This is a genomic window from Streptomyces sp. NPDC001927, from assembly GCF_053594455.1.
On sequence record NZ_JBSFEN010000011.1, the window covers coordinates 52,759 to 66,957 of the forward strand.

Genomic DNA, 14,199 nt, shown 5'->3' on the forward strand with positions numbered 1-14,199 from the left:
CGGGTGGCAGCGGCCGGTTCAGAGGCCGAGGAGGGCGGCGATGCGGTTGCGCTGGATCTCGCTCGTGCCGGAGTAGATGGTTCCGGCGACGGAGTCGCGCAGTTCGCGCTCGACGCCGTGGCTGGTGAGGACGCCGCGTCCGCCGTGGATCTGGACGGCGTCGAGCGCCATCCTCAGATTCGCCTCGGAGACGACGGTCTTGGTGGCGGCGAGGTCGATGGCGGCGTCCTGGCCTGCCTCGACCTTGGCGCCGGTGTCGCGCAGCCACTTGCGCGCGGTCTCGAGGCCGATCTTCATGTCGGCGATCTTGTGGCTGACGGCCTGGTACGAGCCGATGGTCTGGCCGAACTGCGTACGGGACTTGGCGAACCGGATCGTGTCCGCGAGCCGGCGGGTCATCTCGCCGAGCGTGATCGAGAAGGCGAAGAGCACCTCGCGCTTCATGACGTAGTCCAGGACCCGGAAGCCGGAGCCCTCCCGGCCGACCCGCTGGGACACCGGGACGCGCAGCCCGTCGAAGGCGAGCGTGCCGATCGGGCTGGTGCGCAGGCCGATCTTGTCCATGGCCGGTCCGACGGTGAGGCCGGGCGTGCCGGCCTCGACGAGCAGGGTGGTGAGACCGAACGGGCCCGGGGCGCCGGTGCGCACGTACAGCAGGAAGAGGCCGGCGACGGGGGCGTTGGTGATGAACATCTTGCTGCCGTCGACGACGTAGTGGTCGCCGTCGAGGACCGCCGTCGTCGTGGAGTTGATGGCGTCCGAGCCGCCGGACTCCTCGGTGATGGCGTGGGCGGTGATCACGTCACCGGCCATGATCCGCGGGAGGTGGCGCCGCTTGAGCTCCTCGCTGCCGAACTGCTGGAGCGGGATGCCCACGGAGACGATCTGGGTGGACGTGGAGAAGGAGAGGCCGGCGTCGTGGGAGGTGTGACCGAGGCCTTCCAGGACGCGCATGGTCTCGGTCAGGGACCGGCCGTGGCCTCCGTAGTCGGGGTGGAAGGGGGTCCGCAGGATCCCGGAGTCCTGGACGGCGGGCCACTTGTCGGTGGGGAACGAGCCGCTGCGGTCCAGTTCACCGAGGTCGGCGTTGAGTTTGTCGGCCCACGGGGTCGCGAGGTGGAAGAGGTCGTCGGTCACAGCCTGGTCCTTGTCACATCGGGTGGGGAGGGGGTGCTCCGGGACGGCACGGGCGTGTGCCGTCCCGGAGCGGGGTGGATCAGTACTGGGAGAAGCCGTCGGCGGACAGCCTGTGCTTCTCGGTGCCGACGATCGGCGGGTTGAAGACCGAGATGAGGTGCAGGTCCTCGTAGTCCGACGCGATCAGGTAGTGCGGGTCGTGCTCGTCGAGCGCGTAGATCGTGCCGGGGGTGATCTTGTGGCGGGTGCCGTCCTTCTCCACGACCTCACCGGAGCCGGCCACGCAGTAGCAGGCCTCCAGGTGGTCGCGGTACTGCAGCGCGCTCGTGGTGCCCTGACGTACGAGGGTCACGGCCACGGCGAAGCCCATGCCGTCGGTCTTGGTGAGGAGGCGGTGGCTGGTTCCGTTGCCCCACTGGACGGGGACGACGTCGTCGACGCTGCGGGTGAACATGCGGATTACTCCCTCGGGTGTGGTGTGTGTGCGGGTGTGGTGAGCGGAAGTGCGGTGGCGCCGGCGGAGCTGGTGGAGCGGTGGCGCCGGTCGAGCGGGCGGCGCCGGCGGAGGGGTCGTTACGGCGGTCAGGCCGCCGTGGCGGGCGCGTTCTCCCGGACGAGGCGGGTGATCGCGGTGAGGGTCCGGAAGTCGTCCGGGCCGAAGTCGATGTCGTCCACGGCCACGCCGTAGCGGCTCGCGATGTGGGAGATCAGCCGGACGAGGCCGAGGCTGTCGATCACTCCGGAGTCGATCAGGTCGTAGTCGTCGGTGAGGTCCGAGGAGTCCTCGCCCGCGAGGAACTCGGTGACGAGGTAGGCACGGATCTCCGCGGTCACGTGGGTGGCGCCGGTCTCGCTCATGCGGTCTGGTTCTCCTTCATGCGGTTGTTCCTGATGAGGTTCCGGTCGGGCTTTCCCGTCGACGTCCGGGGCATCGGGGCCTCCGTGACGTGCACCGAGGACGGGATCGCGTGGCGCGGGAGGTGCTTGCTGATGTGGGTCCGCAGGCGCAGACCGGTCAGCGCGGTGGCCGGGTGCCGGGTGACATGGGCGTGCAGGCGGACACCGGTCTGCTCGTCGGGGAGGGCCACGACGACGGCCTCGGCGACGTCCGGGTGGGAGGCGACGACGGTCTCGACCTCCTGGAGGTTGGTGCGTACGCCGCGCACCTTGACCTGCCAGTCCGACCGGCCTTCGAGGCGGTACAGGCCCTCTTCGGTACGGGTGACGATGTCGCCGGTGCGGTAGTACACCTGGCCGTCCTGGACGGTGAACGCCTGCTCGTTCAGGGCGGACCTGAGGTAGCCGGCGGTCTGGAACGGTGTGGAGACGAGGAGTTCGCCGGTTCCGGCGCCCGGGACGGCCCGGCCTTCGGCGTCGACCACGAGGGCGCTCACCCCGGCGAGGGGGCGGCCGATCGGCGGCGCGGCGGCCGCGTGCGGGTCGATGGGGTGGATGAAGGAGTCGTTGGTCTCCGTGCAGCCGAAGATGTTGTGGAACCGGGCGTTCGGGAACGTCCGCGTCATCGGCGCGAGGAGCTCGGGGGCGAGCGAGTCGCCCGTGGTGATGAGGGTGCGCACGGCCGCGAACTCCGGCCCGTCCTGGACCAGGAGGCGGTGCAGCATGGGCACGCCCTGGACGAAGGTGACGTCGCGGCCGGCCACCAGGCCCTGCAGGTGCGGGGCTTCGGTGGCCCGGTCCTTCTCGACCAGGACGACCTGGGCGCCGAGGCGCAGGAAGGTCCAGACGTCGAGCAGGGCGAGGTCGAAGTTGAGCGGGGCGTAGGAGAGCGCCACGTCGTCCCCGGTGAGCGCGAACTCGGCGGTGGCCCAGTCGGCGAAGGCGTCGAAGCCCTCGGCGGGGATCGGCACGATCTTCGGGGTGCCGGTGGAGCCCGAGGTGGTGAGCAGGAGGCGGGTGCGGCCGGCGTCGGGCCGGTCGAAGCCCTCGGCCTCCACCGCGTTGGCGACGACCGCCTCGGCGACCAGGTCGCCCTCGGCGCAGACGGTGAGGGTGTGCGAGGCGCGGGCCTGCTGGGCCAGCCTGGTGCGGGCGGCGAGGCCCAGGTCGGGCGAGGGCGCCAGGGCGATCAGGCCCTCGTGGAAGACGGCCGTCAGGAGGGCGATCGTCTCCGGGTTCTTGTGGGCCGGGACGCAGACGGTGCTGCCGGCCGGCAGCGCCAGGCGGCCCAGCTGGTCGCGGAGCTCCCGGGTGATGGCGCCCAGCTCCTCGTACGTGACGGTGCGCCGGTCGTACGAGAGGGCGACCCGGCCGGCGCGTTCCCGGCTGTGGGCGTCGATGGATGCGGCGAGAAGTGTCGATGGCACGGCGGTCTCTCCCCCGAGACGTTCGAGTCGTTGAGATCAAGTGCGCGCATCGCCCTCCGAAGGGGCGGTGCTTGCATCGTCATACAAAGAGATCGCGAGAATCTCGCGACGAGATTGACGAGTCGAGAACCGGGAACCGCGTTCTCGTTACGCTTGATCATGCAACGAAAGCACCCCTGGCGCGCTATGCCGAGATCCCGCGATTGACAGCGCGTCAGGGGTTGGGGGAGAGTGCCGAACCGACTCTGTCCGGAGGTGCGGACCAGGTGCCCGTCAGACGCCGGCGGCGCGCAGCGACTGGACCGTGGCGGCGTATTCGGGGTCGGCAGTCAGGGCGTTGAGCGCCGAGGAGAGCACGTCCGCGTAGGTCGTACGGGCGGCGGCGAACCGCTCGCGGCCCTCGTCCGTGATCACCGCGTAGACCCCGCGCTTGTCGGACGGACAGAGGTCCTTGAAGGCGAATCCGGCCACTTCGAGGCGTGCGACCAGGCGCGTCACCGAGGACTGGCCGAGACCGACCCGTTCGGCCAGGTCCTGCATGCGCAGCTCGCTGTCCTCGGCGTGGGTGAGCGATTCGAGCGCACGGAACTCCGACAGGCCGATCCCATGGCGTCGCTGGAGCGCCTGCGCCAACTCCCGCTCGACGCGCGAGTGCAGGACGAGAAGGCGGCTCCAGACGACCTGGTCGGACGACGCGGTGTGGGTAGCGACCATAAGGTGACGCACCTTTCATCGAGAGTTGACAACAGGGTACATGCTCATGCAACCTCATGGGCGCCGCGTCAGTCCGTCACCGGCCGACTACGCCCCCGAAGAACTTGCACGGACAAACAACTTCCTGGAGAGTGAGTTCCATGACGTCCCCCTCCCCGCAGGCAACGCCGCAGAACGCCAACGTCGGCTGGGCCTGGCTCCTGTTCTCCTCACTGTTCGAGATCACCTTCGCGCTCTCGACCGAGGCCACCGACGGGTTCACGAAGCTCGGCCCGTCCCTGCTCACCGTCGCCGCCGCCTCCTGCGGCATCTTCACGCTCTCCATGGCCCTGAAGACCGTCGACGTCGGCGTCGGCTACACCGTCTGGGCCGGTATCGGCGCCGTCGGCACCGTCGTCTTCGGCACCCTGATCTACGACGAGAAGATGACCATCTGGAAGGTGCTCGCCTTCATCCTGATCATCGGTGGCGCCCTCGGCCTGCGGATCTCCGACAACGTGGCCGCGAAGAAGCAGGCCGCCGCCGAGGCCGCGCAGGCCCCCGCCGCGCAGCCCGTCGGCTGACCCACAGCCGCTTCAGCCGCTTCGGCAGCTTCACCCGCTTCCCCGACCTCCGCTCCGTCCCACCTTCCCGAAACGAGTCACCACCATGACCTGGGTCTACCTCGGCATCGCCATCGTCTTCGAAGTCCTCTTCGCGCTCGGCACCAACGCCACCAAGGGATTCACCCGCCTGTGGCCCTCCGTGCTCACGCTCTCCGCCGCCGCCGGCGGCATCTACACCCTGTCCCTGGCCCTGCGTGAGCTCGACGTCTCCGTCGGCTACACGATCTGGACCGGCATCGGCGGCGTCGGCACGGTCATCTGCGGCGCGATCATCTTCAAGGAGAAGATCACCCCCGCCCGGCTGATCTCCTTCGCGTCCATCATCGGCGGCGCCGTCCTGCTCCGCCTCACGTCCGTCTGATCGGCGCGTACACCATGACCGACATCGACGCCCTGCTGCCGCACATCCACGAGGCCGTACGGATCAGCCGGGAGCACGTGGCCAAGGGCGGCATCCCCTTCTCCGGGATCGTCGTCCAGGACGACCGGGTGCTCGGCACCGGGTTCAACCGGGTCCGCGAGGACCACGACGCCAGCGCGCACGCGGAGGTCGTCGCGCTGCGCGAGGCGGCCAGGAAGGCCGGGGTGTTCGCCGTCGCCGGCTCGACCCTGATCGCCTCCGGGGAGCCCTGCGCCATGTGCTACATGGTGGCGCGCTACTTCGGCGTCGGGCACATCATCTTCGCCGCCGACCGGAAGACCGCCGGCGCCTACGGCTTCGACTACGGCAGCTCGTACGGGATCTTCGCGACCGACCCCACCGAGTGGCCGATCCGCGTCACGCACGCCCCGGTCGAGGGCCACGAGGTGCCGTTCCAGGAGTTCCTGACCGTACAGAGGGGCGGAGTGCGATGACTGTCCAGGAGCCGGCGACCGGCCAGGAGCCGGTGAAGATCCAGATCTGGTCCGACTACGTCTGTCCCTTCTGCATGCTCGCGGAGGGGCCGCTGGAGCAGGCCACCGAGGACCTGGACGTCGAGATCGAGTGGAAGCCGTTCGAGCTGCGGGAGCACCCGCAGCCCACGCTCCGCCCGGAGGACCCCTACCTGCCCGACATCTGGAAGCGGGCCGTCTACCCGATGGCCCGGCGGATGGGCGTGGACATCACGCTGCCCACCGTTTCCCCGCAGCCCTACACCCGGCTCGCGTTCGAGGGCTTCCAGTACGCGCAGGACCACGGCAAGGGCGACGCGTACACCCGGCGCATGTTCCGCGCCTTCTTCCAGGAGGACCTGGACCTCGGCGAGATCGAGATCCTGACCAAGCTCGCCGGTGAACTGGACCTGGACCAGGACGAGTTCCGTACGGCCCTTGAGCAGGGCACGTACACCGCCCGGCACCAGGACGCGCTCCGGGAGGCCGCGGCCCACCGGGTCCAGGTCGCCCCGACCTTCCTGATCGGCGACATCCGCATGGAGGGGGTGCCCTCGGCGCCCCAGCTGCGCAAGGCGATCCTGGACGCGCAGGCGCGGCAGCAGGACCAGCAGGACGGGTCGTTCGGCGCCGCGTGCGGCATCGACGGCGTCTGCTGACCGGACCGCACGCCCCCCCCGTACGCACACGACGAAGGAGCCGGCCACCTCCCCCGAGGCGGCCGGCTCCTTCGTGCATGGCGTGTATGGCGTGTCTGTGAGCCGGTGCTACTGGCCGGCGAGGCGCGGGAAGAGCTTCAGCGCGTTCTCGCGGCCGATGGCCGTGCGCTGCTCCGCGTTCCAGCCCGCGTACGTCCGGAAGCCCTCGACGTTCTCCGTCGTGTGCGCGGCCGGCATGAACGGGAAGTCGCTGCCGAACAGGATCCGGTCCGGGGCGGCCAGTTCGGTGAGCGCGGGCAGTGCGAAGCGGTTGGCGGACATCGCGATGTCGTAGTACAGCCCGCGCAGCGCCCCGACGACGTCCTTGGGCGCCCGATCGGTCAGGTACCTCCCGATCGTCGGCCCGTACGTGAGCCGCTGCGCCAGGAACGGCAGTGTGCCGCCCGCGTGGCTGACGATCAGCTTCAGGTGCGGCAGCCGCTCGAGGGTGCCGCTGAAGAGCAGGTCGACGACCGTGCGGGTGGTCTCGAAGGTGAAGTCGTAGAGCGAGGGCGGCAGGTCGAAGGTGGCGACGTCCTTGGCCGGCGGGGTGCCGGGGTGGACGTGCACGGGCAGCCCGCGGTCGGCGATCTCGGCGAGCAGCGGCTCGAACTCGGGGTCCCCGAGGTAGCGGTTGCCGTAGCTGGTGAGCAGCCCGACGCCGTCGAGGCCGAGCTCGTCGATCGCGTACGTCAGCTCGTCCTTGGCCGCGGCCACGTCGGGCAGCGGGAGGATCGCGAACGCGCCGAAGCGGGCGGGGTGTTCGGCGATGAGGGCGGCGTAGTACTCGTTGACCTCGCGGGCCAGGCGGTGGCTCTCGGCGCCCTGGGCGAAGGTGACGCCCGGCGCGGTGACGGAGAGGACGGAGGCGGCGATGCCGTGCCGGTCCATCACCTCCAAGGACTCCTCCGGGGTCCAGGTGGGGTAGTCGACGCCGGGGATGGCGACCTTGTCGCCGAGCGCGGCGCGGTAGGTCGGCGGGATCGCGTGGTGGTGGACGTCGATGAGTCCGTTCACATCGGGCATGTCAGTGTTCTCCGTCGGTCTGGCGGTCCGGCAGTACGTCGAGTTCGACGCCGAACCAGGTGCGATAGGCGGCCCGGACGGCGTCGTCGTCGGCCAACTCCTCCTTGGTCCTGACCCCGTTCTCGGTGCGGGTCAGGGTCCGTCCTGCGAGGGTGACCCGCCCGTCGGGGGTGGGCATGGAGCAGACCTGGCGGGCCAGGAACGGCGAGTCGTCGGAGCTGCGGAACCACCACATGGTGGGCGCGAAATCGGCGAGTTCGCGGGCGCGCGGCTCGACGCGGTACTGCAGTTCGCCGTCGCGGTACAGGTCGAGGTCGCCCTTGGGGGCCTCGACGAGTTCGAAGGTGCCCTGCGGGTCCTCCTGGGCCGTGCCCGGTTCCAGGCGCAGCGGGAAGCGGAAGGCGTGCCCATAGCCGACGTCGGCCAGCCACGGGACGGCGCTGTCCTCGGTCCGTACGCGCAGACACAGGTGGCCGAGGAGCGGGCCGAACACGCCGTCCTCCAGGACGCGGCCGCCCAGCGGCTCCACGTCGAAGCCGAGGGTGGTCAGGAGGGTGAAGAAGGCGCCGTTGAGTTCGTAGCAGCAGCCGCCTCGGCCGCGCCCGATGATCTTCTCCAGGGCGGGTTCGCCGAGGCCGATCGGCAGGCTGGGCCGGCCGAAGGCGAAGTCGATGTTCTCGAACGGCACGCTGAGCACGTGCCGTTCGTGCAGGTGGGCGAGGGCCTCGGCGTCGAGGCGTTCGGGCCGCTTGGCGCCGATCCGGTCGAGGTAGGCGTCCACGGTGGTCGCGTCGAGCATCAGATGTACTCCGCCGCGTACCGGGCGACGATGCTCTGGGCCTTCTCCACGTCGGCGGCGTACTGGTCCGCCTCGGGCGCCGGGACGCCCTCCTCGGCGGTCACGCCGAGCTCGGTGAAGAAGCGCTCGAAGCCGGCCGGGGTGAAGATGATGAGCATCTTGCAGGGCTCGTCGCCGATGTTCTTGAACGCGTGCACCTTGCCCTTGGGGACGAAGATGAACGCGCCGGGGCCGACGACCTGGCTGATCTTCTCGTTGGAGATCTCCAGCTCGCCCTCGATGAGGTAGAAGGCCTCGTCGCTGTCGTGGTGGATGTGGAGCGGCGGTCCGCCGCCCGGTGGTACGAGGGCTTCGATCAGGCCGAGCGAGCCGTGGGTGTTCTCTTTGTCGGCCTTGATCGTGTAGTGGTCACCGAATACCCAACGGGCCGGTCCGGCCTTGGGCGGGATGTAGACGATGCCCTCGAATTCCTCGAAGCTCAAGGTGTTCCCTTCTCGCGGGCGTGCGCGTGCTCCCTCCACTCCATCCGGCGAACCGCCGCGCGGGCATCACGTGTTCACGGGGTTTTCCCTGGTCACTCCCGTGAATACGTGATGGCCGCGAAGCCGCGCGCGGCCATCGTGGTGCGTGCGCGCGGACGCGCGTTGGGCCTGCCCGGCGGATCAGGGTCGGAGAGGCCGCGGCGTCTGGTGCGGTACATCGCAAGGCGCCGGAGGTCTCGATAGCGGAGCTATCGGGGCGCTTCGGCAACGCGGCGAGGTGCCGTGCCAGGCGTCGCGGCCCCGGCCATGATCCGCCGGGCGGGCCCTCAGCACCGAGGATGGGATGAGAGAGATGACTGGTCGCTTCACCGGCAAGGTGGTGCTTGTCACCGGGGGTGGGTCCGGGATCGGGCGTGCCACGGCCGTGGCCTTCGGCCGCGAGGGCGCCACCGTGGTGGTCGCCGGGCGCACCGCCGACCGCCTGGTCGAGACGGTCCGGCTGATCGAGAAGGAGGGTGGTACGGCCGGTCATGTCACGGCCGACATCGCCGTCGAGGCGGAGGTGGAGGCGCTGGTACGGACGGTCGTCGAGCGCCACGGCCGGCTGGACGTCGCGGTCAACAACGCGGGGTACCTGCCCGAGCCCGCCGGTCTCGCGGAGCTGGCGGAGGCGGACTTCGCGCGGACCCTGGAGATCAACCTGCTCGGCACCTGGCGCTCGTTGAAGTACGAGATCCGGCAGATGCGGGAGCAGGGCGGCGGCACCATCGTCAACGTGGGTTCCGTGGTCGGCGCGCATCTGACGATTCCGGGGGCCGGCGCGTACGGGGCGAGCAAGGCGGCGATCGCCGCGCTCGGGCGCAGCGCGGCGCGGGAGTACGCGGCCGACGGCATCCGGGTCAACACCCTCAGCCCGTCCTCGATGGACACCCCCATGTCGCTGCTCGAGAACGAGACGCCGGAGGAGCGCGTGGTGCGCGCCAAGGGCATGTTCCCGGTGGGCCGGATCGGCACGGTGGAGGAGGGCGCGGCGGCGGTGCTGTACCTGGCGTCCGAGGAGTCGGGCTTCGCGCTCGGCCACGACCTCGTGATCGACGGCGGCATCACGGCCTGAGCCGGTCCGTGTGACGACAGAACCGTGCCCCGGTCCGCAGGGGGGAGGCAGCGGACCGGGGCACGGCGTTCTCTGGGTGGTGCGCTCAGACGCGGCCCGCCCTGGCCGGCTCCTCGTCCTTGCGCCCGGCGCCCCCGCCGGACGCGACCACGCCGCCCTCGGTGGCGGGCCGGGACCGGTACTGCAGGTGGCCCGCCCACAGCGTGCCGAGCAGTCCGGCGGCGGCGAGCGCGGCGCCGACCCAGGCCACCGACTCGAAGCCGAAGCCGGCGCTGATGGTCATGCCGCCGAGGGCGGGGGCGAGGGTGTTGCCGACGTTGAAGGCCGAGGTGTTGGTGGCGCCCACCAGGGTCGGGGCGCCGGGCGCCACGACGAACACCCGGGACTGCAGGATCGGGTTGGTCACGTACCCCGCGAGTCCGAGGACGAAGATCAGGGCGACGGTCACGACGGTGTTCTCGGCGAGGACCGCGAGCAGCGCGGAGGCGACGGCGAGGACGCCGGTGCCGAGCGCCAGGGTGCGGATCGGGTAGGCCTCGGCGGTCCGGCCGCCGATCACCATGCCCAGCAGGCCGCCGACGCCGAAGAGCGCCAGGAGCACGGGGACCCAGCCCTCGGCGAGGCCGGTGACGTCGGTGAGCAGCGAGGCGAGGTAGCTGAAGGTGACGATGACCGCGCCGAAGGAGAAGGCCGTCACGGCGTACGAGAGCCACAGCTGCGGCCGTGCCATGGCGCGCAGTTCGGCGCGGACGGTACGGGCCTCGTCGGCCGAGCCCTTGCCGCCGGGGATGGCGAAGACGGAGCAGGCGAGGCTCACGAGGGTGAGGACGGCGACGCCCCAGAAGGCGGCGCGCCAGCCGGCGAACTGGCTCAGGACGGTGCCCGCGGGCACGCCCACGATGGTGGCGAGGGTGAGCCCGCTGGCGACCACCGCGACGGCCTTGCCCTTGGCGTTGGCCGGGACGAGGGCGACGGCGGTGGCGACGGCGACGCCCCAGAAGCCGGCGTACGCGAGGGCGCTGACGATCCGGGTGGCGAAGAGGACGCCGTAGCCGGGGGCGAGCGCGCCGACGATGTGCGCGGCGATGAAGACGGCCTGGAGCGCGACGAGGGCGGTGCGGCGGGGCCACTTGAGGGTGGCGACGGCGAGCAGCGGGGCGCCGACGACCATGCCGATCGCGAACGCGGAGATCAGCAGGCCGGCGTCGGGGATGGAGACACCCAGGTCGTCGGCGAGGTTGGGGAGCAGCCCGGAGAGCATGAACTCCGATGTGCCTTGGGTGAAGATTCCCAAGCCGAGGATGTAGACGGCTAGGGGCATGGAGTGCCTCCAAAGGCGTGGTGGTGGCGCGGTGTTGGGGTCCGGCCGCGAGCGGGGCGGTCGGCCACGGGGCGACGCTAGCACATTTTGGAGCAGTCGCTTCAAAATGACGGCACGGCGTGCCCCGGGCCGAATTCGGGGCTCAGTTACGCCAGTTGTCGGGCGCGTTCAGCCGCCACAGGAGTACGGCGGTGTGCGCCCGCTGCCGCTCCGAGGGGTCGCTCAGCGACATCGCGAGGGCGCGCTCGGCGCGGGCCACCCGGTGGGCGACCGAACTGTGGTGCAGGGAGAGGAGTTTGGCCGCCTCACGCAGCGAGCGCGTACGGCAGACGGCCTCCAGGGTCGCCAGCATCTGCGGGCCGTCCGGCTCGGCCTCCAGGCGCGCGACCGCGGTCACGTCCGGGTGCGTGAGCGCCGCGTCCTCGGGGATGTCGGCGAGGAGGACCTGCGCGCCCAGCTCGGCGGCGTCCACGAGCCGGGGCCAGGTGGGCCCCAGACCCGCGAACCGGGCCGCGCGCCGGGCCTGCGCCCAGGACTCCGGGAGCCGCTCGGGCGCGACGGCGGGCCCGAGCCCGACGGCCACGCCGGGCCCTGGCCGCACGGTGGCGGTCCCCGCCCTGGTACCGGGCCCCGGCAGGACGATCGCTCCGACCCGGGGCCAGAGCACGCCGTGCGGGGCCGTACCGCCCGAACGCGTCGTCGGCGACAACTCGGCCGCGGAGGCGCGCAACGCGCCCTGGAGGGACCGCGGTTCGGCCACGACCACGGCGACGGCCCGCATCGGCCCGGCCGGCGGAAGCCCGAGCAGGTGCAGCGCCCGGGACCGCTGCGTCTCGGGCATCGACGCCGACAACACCGCCTGCACAAGCGCCGGATCCCCGAGCCCGACGGGCCCCCAGACCCGGTGGTCGGGGGCCTGGGCGACTCCCCCGAAGCCCTGGGACGGGCCCGGGACCGCGCCCAAGGCCGTGCCCCGGGCCGGGGCCGTACCCGGAGCTGTGGCCGTGCCCGGAGCCGAAGTCGCACCCCGGCCCGCACCCGCACCAGGGCGGCGCGTCCGCGCGAACGGGCCGCCACCGCCCGGCTCCCCCGCCGTCACGCCCCCGCCGCCCGCCGCCAAGGCGGCCGCCGCGAGGGCCAGGCGTTCGGTGAGGAGGGTGTCGAAGGGGAGGGGTTCTCCCGGGCGTTCGATCCAGACCTCGCCCGTCGCGCGGCCGGCGACGGTGATCAGCCGACGGGTCGACGGGATCACCTCCCCGGCCGCCTCCGGCACGCCGCCCGCCGGACATCGCCGCAGCACCCGGCCGTGGTCCGACATGCCGGCGGTACAGCCCGCGACCCGCGCCGCGGCGCGGACCAGTTCGTCGGCGTCCGTGACGCTGCCGAAGAGCGCGTCGAAACGGGCGAGGAGAGCCGGCGCCGTCTCCGCCTCTGAGGACGGGTGCGCGGGGCTCGACGTCAGTCCGTACATCCGCGCAGGCTAGTGCGGGGGCCCGGGCGCGACCCGCGCGGCCGCGACACTCCGTCAGGTCGGCGCACCAATCGGTGTCTCCGGGGCGCCAACATGCGACGGGCGTCGGCGGCGCACGGCCCCGCCCGCGGGGGACGATGACCGCATGAGTGACGCCTCCCACCGATCCGCCACGCCCGCGCCCACCCGCATGCGGCTCCGTCCCGACCTGGCACCGCTCGTCGACGAGATCCCCTACCTCGACGTCGCCGAACCGAGCGTCGCCCGCCGCACCCTCAAGGACCTCGAAGCCCAGTGGGAGCCGGCCGACACCGGCGCCATCACCGTGACCGAGCGGCTGATACCCGGCCCGGCGGGCGCCCCCGACATCGCGGTGCGCGTCTACACGCCCCGTACCGAAGGCCCGCACGGCGGTCTGCTGTGGATCCACGGCGGCGGCTTCGTGATGGGCAGCCTGGAGACCGAGCACAACCAGTGCGTCTGGTTCTCCTCCCGCGCGAACGTCGTCGTGGTCAGCGTCGAGTACCGGCTCGCGCCCGAGAACCCCTTCCCCGCGGGCGCCGAGGACTGTTACGCGGCCCTGGAGTGGTTCGCCGCGCACACCGAGGAGCTCGGGGTCGACCCGGCGCGCCTGGGCGTCGCGGGCTGCAGCGCGGGCGGGGCGCTCTCCGCCTCCGTCGCCCTGATGGCGCGCGACCGCCAGGGGCCTGAGCTCGCGCTCCAGGTGCTGACCTTCCCGGTGACCGACGACCGCATGGACACCCCGTCCGCGCGGGCCTTCCACGACACGCCCGTCTGGTCGACGCCGCAGTCCGTCTCGATGTGGCGCCACTACCTCGGCGAGGGCCACGAGCAGCGGGAGACCTCGCCGTACGCGGCGCCCAACCGCGCCGACGACCTGAGCGGGCTCCCGGCCACCCACATCGTCACCGCCGAGTACGACCCGCTGCGCGACGAGGGCCTGCGCTACGGGCAGCGGCTCCTGGAGGCGGGCGTGCCGGTCACGCTCCACCAGTGGGCCGGTGCCTTCCACATCTTCGACTCGTTCGGTACGGAGAGCGGTCAGCGTTCGATCGACGAGCTGGTGCTCGCCGTCCACGAAGCGCTGGGCGACTGAACCCACTCTCCCGACCCGCTTTCGCCCCGAGGAGGCCCCCACATGACCGACGCATCCCAGGACGCGCCCCACCGCGTCCGCGTCACCGCGGATCCCGACTGGTACGCACCCGCCGGCATCGCGCTCGGCATCCGGCTCGGGAACCTGGTCTTCACCTCGGGGCAGGCCCCGATCGACGCGCACGGCGCCACCGTCGGCGCGGGCGACTTCGAGGCCCAGGCCCGACAGGCTCTCGCCAATCTCGCGCTCGTCCTGAAGAACGCGGGATCCGGCCTCGACCAGGTCGTCAAGGCGACCGTGTTCGTCACGGACATCGCCCGGGACCAGGAGGCGTTCGCGCGGGTCAGGGCCGAGCACTTCGCCCCGCACACGATCGCGGAGTCCTTCGTCGAGGTCTCCTCCCTCGCCGATCCGGACTGGCTGATCGAGATCGAGGCGATCGCGGTGACGTCGGGGACGGTGACGGCGTGAACGGCGGCGACGAGAGCCGCGGCGGCCTGATCCGTACGGTCGTCCGT

General features: G+C 71.6%; 17 protein-coding genes. 7 read left to right on the forward strand and 10 right to left on the reverse strand.

What is annotated here, in order from left to right; translation table 11 throughout:
• Positions 1 to 18: 18 nt before the first annotated feature.
• The 5 genes from ACWCO8_RS28075 to ACWCO8_RS28095 all read right to left on the reverse strand — a co-directional run bounded on the left by ACWCO8_RS28075 (position 19) and on the right by ACWCO8_RS28095 (position 4,175).
• The gene (locus ACWCO8_RS28075) at positions 19 to 1,137 is read right to left on the reverse strand and encodes an acyl-CoA dehydrogenase family protein (RefSeq protein ID WP_451034610.1); all 1,119 of its coding nucleotides are present in this window, start codon (positions 1,135 to 1,137) and stop codon (positions 19 to 21) included.
• A 79-nt stretch (positions 1,138 to 1,216) separates the two neighbouring features.
• Positions 1,217 to 1,591, reverse strand: coding sequence for an ectoine synthase (locus ACWCO8_RS28080; RefSeq protein WP_451034611.1), 375 nt, complete (start codon positions 1,589 to 1,591; stop codon positions 1,217 to 1,219).
• 128 nt (positions 1,592 to 1,719) lie between these two features.
• Complete coding sequence (locus tag ACWCO8_RS28085; RefSeq protein ID WP_362006769.1) at positions 1,720 to 1,995, reverse strand: acyl carrier protein; 276 nt, start codon at positions 1,993 to 1,995, stop codon at positions 1,720 to 1,722.
• On the reverse strand, positions 1,992 to 3,461 hold the full coding sequence (locus ACWCO8_RS28090) for an AMP-binding protein (protein ID WP_451034612.1): 1,470 nt from the start codon (positions 3,459 to 3,461) through the stop codon (positions 1,992 to 1,994). The genes ACWCO8_RS28085 and ACWCO8_RS28090 overlap by 4 nt, the downstream gene beginning before the upstream one ends.
• Positions 3,462 to 3,734: 273 nt before the next feature.
• The gene (locus ACWCO8_RS28095) at positions 3,735 to 4,175 is read right to left on the reverse strand and encodes a MarR family winged helix-turn-helix transcriptional regulator (protein WP_362006773.1); all 441 of its coding nucleotides are present in this window, start codon (positions 4,173 to 4,175) and stop codon (positions 3,735 to 3,737) included.
• 140 nt (positions 4,176 to 4,315) lie between these two features.
• Here ACWCO8_RS28095 and ACWCO8_RS28100 point away from each other — a divergent pair, with 140 nt between their 5' ends.
• The 4 genes from ACWCO8_RS28100 to ACWCO8_RS28115 all read left to right on the forward strand — a co-directional run bounded on the left by ACWCO8_RS28100 (position 4,316) and on the right by ACWCO8_RS28115 (position 6,312).
• Entirely contained in the window at positions 4,316 to 4,738 is a 423-nt protein-coding gene (locus tag ACWCO8_RS28100; RefSeq protein ID WP_362006776.1) for a DMT family transporter, read from the forward strand.
• Between the two features lie 85 nt (positions 4,739 to 4,823).
• Positions 4,824 to 5,141 (forward strand): DMT family transporter, encoded by a 318-nt coding sequence (locus ACWCO8_RS28105; protein ID WP_362006778.1) that lies wholly within the window; start codon positions 4,824 to 4,826, stop codon positions 5,139 to 5,141.
• Between the two features lie 14 nt (positions 5,142 to 5,155).
• Positions 5,156 to 5,635, forward strand: coding sequence for a nucleoside deaminase (locus ACWCO8_RS28110; protein ID WP_451034613.1), 480 nt, complete (start codon positions 5,156 to 5,158; stop codon positions 5,633 to 5,635).
• Positions 5,632 to 6,312, forward strand: a complete 681-nt coding sequence (locus tag ACWCO8_RS28115; protein ID WP_451034614.1) for a DsbA family oxidoreductase — start codon at positions 5,632 to 5,634, stop codon at positions 6,310 to 6,312. Before ACWCO8_RS28110 ends, ACWCO8_RS28115 begins: the two co-directional genes overlap by 4 nt.
• A 108-nt stretch (positions 6,313 to 6,420) precedes the next feature.
• On the opposite strand, the gene ACWCO8_RS28120 is transcribed toward ACWCO8_RS28115, so the two are convergent.
• From ACWCO8_RS28120 to ACWCO8_RS28130, 3 genes are read right to left on the reverse strand one after another with little or no spacing between them, the layout of a single operon-like run.
• A complete protein-coding gene (locus ACWCO8_RS28120) occupies positions 6,421 to 7,377 on the reverse strand; it encodes an amidohydrolase family protein (RefSeq protein WP_451034615.1) in 957 nt (318 codons plus the stop codon).
• A gap of 1 nt (position 7,378) precedes the next feature.
• Positions 7,379 to 8,176, reverse strand: a complete 798-nt coding sequence (locus ACWCO8_RS28125; RefSeq protein ID WP_451034616.1) for an arylamine N-acetyltransferase family protein — start codon at positions 8,174 to 8,176, stop codon at positions 7,379 to 7,381.
• Positions 8,176 to 8,658 (reverse strand): cupin domain-containing protein, encoded by a 483-nt coding sequence (locus tag ACWCO8_RS28130; protein ID WP_451034617.1) that lies wholly within the window; start codon positions 8,656 to 8,658, stop codon positions 8,176 to 8,178. Before ACWCO8_RS28130 ends, ACWCO8_RS28125 begins: the two co-directional genes overlap by 1 nt.
• A gap of 352 nt (positions 8,659 to 9,010) precedes the next feature.
• Between ACWCO8_RS28130 and ACWCO8_RS28135 the strand changes: the two genes are divergently transcribed.
• Complete coding sequence (locus tag ACWCO8_RS28135) at positions 9,011 to 9,772, forward strand: SDR family NAD(P)-dependent oxidoreductase (protein WP_451034618.1); 762 nt, start codon at positions 9,011 to 9,013, stop codon at positions 9,770 to 9,772.
• Positions 9,773 to 9,857: 85 nt separating this feature from the next.
• Here ACWCO8_RS28135 and ACWCO8_RS28140 read toward each other — a convergent pair whose 3' ends face one another.
• Positions 9,858 to 11,093 carry a Cmx/CmrA family chloramphenicol efflux MFS transporter gene (locus ACWCO8_RS28140; protein WP_451034619.1) on the reverse strand — a complete coding sequence of 412 codons (1,236 nt, stop codon included), beginning with the start codon at positions 11,091 to 11,093 and terminating at the stop codon, positions 9,858 to 9,860.
• Positions 11,094 to 11,235: 142 nt separating this feature from the next.
• Positions 11,236 to 12,564, reverse strand: a complete 1,329-nt coding sequence (locus ACWCO8_RS28145) for a helix-turn-helix domain-containing protein (protein WP_451034620.1) — start codon at positions 12,562 to 12,564, stop codon at positions 11,236 to 11,238.
• A gap of 145 nt (positions 12,565 to 12,709) precedes the next feature.
• On the opposite strand from ACWCO8_RS28145, the gene ACWCO8_RS28150 reads away from it, so the two are divergent.
• The gene (locus tag ACWCO8_RS28150) at positions 12,710 to 13,681 is read left to right on the forward strand and encodes an alpha/beta hydrolase (RefSeq protein ID WP_362006799.1); all 972 of its coding nucleotides are present in this window, start codon (positions 12,710 to 12,712) and stop codon (positions 13,679 to 13,681) included.
• Between the two features lie 42 nt (positions 13,682 to 13,723).
• On the forward strand, positions 13,724 to 14,152 hold the full coding sequence (locus ACWCO8_RS28155) for a RidA family protein (RefSeq protein ID WP_451034621.1): 429 nt from the start codon (positions 13,724 to 13,726) through the stop codon (positions 14,150 to 14,152).
• The last annotated feature ends 47 nt before the right edge of the window (positions 14,153 to 14,199 follow it).

What these genes read in the sequence shown, in the direction of transcription:
- ACWCO8_RS28140 (WP_451034619.1), bottom strand. Translation starts at nt 11,093, where the DNA reads ATGCCCCTAGCCGTCTACATCCTCGGCTTGGGAATCTTCACCCAAGGC.
- ACWCO8_RS28100 (WP_362006776.1), top strand. Translation starts at nt 4,316, where the DNA reads ATGACGTCCCCCTCCCCGCAGGCAACGCCGCAGAACGCCAACGTCGGC.
- ACWCO8_RS28105 (WP_362006778.1), top strand. Translation starts at nt 4,824, where the DNA reads ATGACCTGGGTCTACCTCGGCATCGCCATCGTCTTCGAAGTCCTCTTC.
- ACWCO8_RS28110 (WP_451034613.1), top strand. Translation starts at nt 5,156, where the DNA reads ATGACCGACATCGACGCCCTGCTGCCGCACATCCACGAGGCCGTACGG.
- ACWCO8_RS28120 (WP_451034615.1), bottom strand. Translation starts at nt 7,377, where the DNA reads ATGCCCGATGTGAACGGACTCATCGACGTCCACCACCACGCGATCCCG.
- ACWCO8_RS28125 (WP_451034616.1), bottom strand. Translation starts at nt 8,176, where the DNA reads ATGCTCGACGCGACCACCGTGGACGCCTACCTCGACCGGATCGGCGCC.
- ACWCO8_RS28095 (WP_362006773.1), bottom strand. Translation starts at nt 4,175, where the DNA reads ATGGTCGCTACCCACACCGCGTCGTCCGACCAGGTCGTCTGGAGCCGC.
- ACWCO8_RS28150 (WP_362006799.1), top strand. Translation starts at nt 12,710, where the DNA reads ATGAGTGACGCCTCCCACCGATCCGCCACGCCCGCGCCCACCCGCATG.
- ACWCO8_RS28085 (WP_362006769.1), bottom strand. Translation starts at nt 1,995, where the DNA reads ATGAGCGAGACCGGCGCCACCCACGTGACCGCGGAGATCCGTGCCTAC.
- ACWCO8_RS28135 (WP_451034618.1), top strand. Translation starts at nt 9,011, where the DNA reads ATGACTGGTCGCTTCACCGGCAAGGTGGTGCTTGTCACCGGGGGTGGG.
- ACWCO8_RS28155 (WP_451034621.1), top strand. Translation starts at nt 13,724, where the DNA reads ATGACCGACGCATCCCAGGACGCGCCCCACCGCGTCCGCGTCACCGCG.
- ACWCO8_RS28145 (WP_451034620.1), bottom strand. Translation starts at nt 12,564, where the DNA reads ATGTACGGACTGACGTCGAGCCCCGCGCACCCGTCCTCAGAGGCGGAG.
- ACWCO8_RS28080 (WP_451034611.1), bottom strand. Translation starts at nt 1,591, where the DNA reads ATGTTCACCCGCAGCGTCGACGACGTCGTCCCCGTCCAGTGGGGCAAC.
- ACWCO8_RS28115 (WP_451034614.1), top strand. Translation starts at nt 5,632, where the DNA reads ATGACTGTCCAGGAGCCGGCGACCGGCCAGGAGCCGGTGAAGATCCAG.